Annotated in this window: 1 protein-coding gene and 1 pseudogene; one reads left to right on the top strand and one right to left on the bottom strand. The window is 62.1% G+C overall.

Going from position 1 to position 2,524, the window contains the following annotated elements:
- Positions 1–324 precede the first annotated feature (324 nt).
- Complete coding sequence (locus tag KILIM_RS24265; RefSeq protein WP_006594919.1) at positions 325–957, bottom strand: hypothetical protein; 633 nt, start codon at positions 955–957, stop codon at positions 325–327.
- 648 nt (positions 958–1,605) lie between these two features.
- Between KILIM_RS24265 and KILIM_RS23630 the strand changes: the two are divergent.
- A pseudogene (locus KILIM_RS23630) lies at positions 1,606–2,512 on the top strand (IS5 family transposase).
- Positions 2,513–2,524 lie beyond the last annotated feature (12 nt).

Genomic DNA, 2,524 nt, shown 5'->3' on the forward strand with positions numbered 1-2,524 from the left:
GAGATCACCCATCCATTCTGTCTGGGTGGCCTCATTTTCAAGCGTCGCTTTGGTCTCGTTTTCGAGCGTCGCTGACACAAGCGACATGTGCTGCCGGTGGAGCGTGACCTGCGTGTAGCGTTACGGATGTCGACGTTGTCGTAAAGCTAGCAGACGGCGATGTTCTCCTTGCTCAGCTAGCACCCGGGCCTTGGCCTGTTCGGCCTTGATATGCATGACCACGCCGAGTGGCCGAGTGATAATGTAGAAGCCCGTCGTTGTAATGCCTAGTTGAGCTCACTTTGTGGTGCGCGCCAGGTTGATGGGTAGCACTCCGACGTGCAACTAGCTGACCCGGGTGAAGATGTGACCGTCATCTGACTGATATACGTTAGTAGCGACGTCTTTCATATCCCCAACGGTCTGAAATGCACGACCGTCATCGTCAATAATCTGAGTGTAGGAGGAGCCATCCAGATCGTATTCAAGCGCTACCCGCCATGAGCACAAGTTGGCCGTTCTTACGAAAACCTCCACAACCATGGGGTTGTCTTTTTCGAGTCCAGACGGAAAGCTCCACGCTCCACCATCCACGCCACCTTCGGTGGCGGTCGGGTTAGCAAGGCCGTAGGTGGCGGTTGCCCGACCGGCATCGTTGACTTCGAAGGAGGCGTAATTGAACATTACAACATCCCCACCTTGCGGAGGACCGAAAATTACTACGGACCCGGCTGTGGGCTGCGGCTTGCAACTCACATCGATCAGGCGCAGGTCCTGCAGGACCGCCGTGCGATCAGTCTGAAGTGTTAGGTACATATAGGCGCTGGTGTCAATGCCTTCATGGGATCGTATCCAGCGACGACGCGCTTCCTGATCCGTCCAGACGTCAGCGCCGGGCAACGACAACTGGCCCGTCTCTTCAGGGAACCACCACTCCGTCGAGAATTTGGCGCCCTTCTTGGCTATTTGCTGCGCCATCGACGGCTCTCTCTTCGCCACGCCTACCGGCGGGGCGGTGGGCCCCGACGCGACCGATGGAGATGGATTAGCAGTAGCGCGTGAGGTGACTTGTGGTTCTGGTTGCGTTGGTTCGGGTCCGGGAATAACTGCCAAGCTGAGAGCGGCCACACTTACGGCGCCTGCGGACCCCAGGGTCTTCCAAACCGGCCAGCGACAGCTAAATCCCGCTGTGAGGAGGGCAAGAGCTCCAAGGCCAAGAGCGATCGTAACAATGACCACCCACGGTGCCGATGCTCTACTGTAGGCCGCGCCTGCGGCCGCAACGATCCCTGTGAACGCTGTGCCGTAACCGGTACCTGAAAGGCCGCTTTTTGCCCCGCGCGGCACCTCATCCTCCGCCTCTTTGGGAGGGAGTGGATCGGTGGGATCGGGAGTAGGGTCACGCCGGGTGGTGCTGTGGCCGGACCCTCCCTCGTTCCGTGGCTCAGCATCAGGGGTTGACATGGGGAGGATGCTAGCCGCACGGGTACGAGATCGCATGGGTCTCAGAGTCATTCGTTGTCCGGGCAACTCTTCTGGGGCAGCCCCAAGCGGCCGACCGAATGCGCTGAGCGATTAGAGCGTGTCTGCTAAAGATCTGCGGGTGGGCCGGGCATCGTTGCTCTCATGCTTCGTGACGGCGTGATCAGTGATGAGTTGTGGGATGTCCTTGAGAAGGTGATGCCGCAGGACGCGGGCCGTCGGGGTCGCCCGTGGAATGACCACCGCACGACGTTGGAGGGGATCATCTGGCGGTTTCGCACCGGGTCGCCCTGGCGTGACCTGCCGGAGCCGTTCGGGCCGTATCAGTCTGTGTGGGAACGGCATCGGCTGTGGTCGACCGATGGCACCTACGGGCGGATGCTCGAGGCTGTGCGCGAGCAGTCGGAGGTGGACGACGACGAGGTGGAGGCGATCCTGTCGATCGACTCCACGGTCGTGCGGGCTCACCAACACGCAGCCGGCGCACGCCGCGACTCGGTCGCGGCCCCTGCGGACGACACAGGGGGCAGGATCGAACTACACGAATTCGCGGGTGGTGCCCGGGGAGCCGCCTGACCATGCACTGGGTCGCTCCCGCGGCGGGCTGAGCACGAAGATCCACGCGCTGGCGGACCAGAGCTGCACGCCGGTGCTCGCGGCGCTGACTGGCGGGCAGGCCGGGGACAACCCCATGCTCGCCACCTTGGTCAAGGCCCTCGCCGAGGGCGGATACGACCAGCACTACCGGCTCCTGGCTGACAAGGCGTACTCGCACCCCAGCACCCGGATCTTCCTGCGAGGCAGGAAGATCAAGCACACCATCCCCGAACGCAGCGACCAGATCGCCCGCCGCAAAACCAAGGGCTCCAAGGGCGGCCGGCCACCCGGGTTCGACAGCGAGACCTACAAGCAGCGCAACACCATCGAACGCTCATTCAGCCGCGTCAAGCAGTGGCGTGCACTGGCCACCCGCTACGACAAGTACGCAGTCACCTACCTGGGCGGCTTCACCCTCGGGATGGTGATCCTGACCCACCGCGCCAACCATTAGCAGACCGCTCTA

Origin of the sequence: Kineosphaera limosa NBRC 100340, from assembly GCF_000298215.1 — a bacterium.
Taxonomy (GTDB): domain Bacteria; phylum Actinomycetota; class Actinomycetes; order Actinomycetales; family Dermatophilaceae; genus Kineosphaera; species Kineosphaera limosa.

Bases quoted from the DNA above. Each gene is read 5' to 3' on its own strand.
- KILIM_RS24265 (WP_006594919.1), bottom strand. From the start codon at position 957: ATGGCGCAGCAAATAGCCAAGAAGGGCGCCAAATTCTCGACGGAGTGG.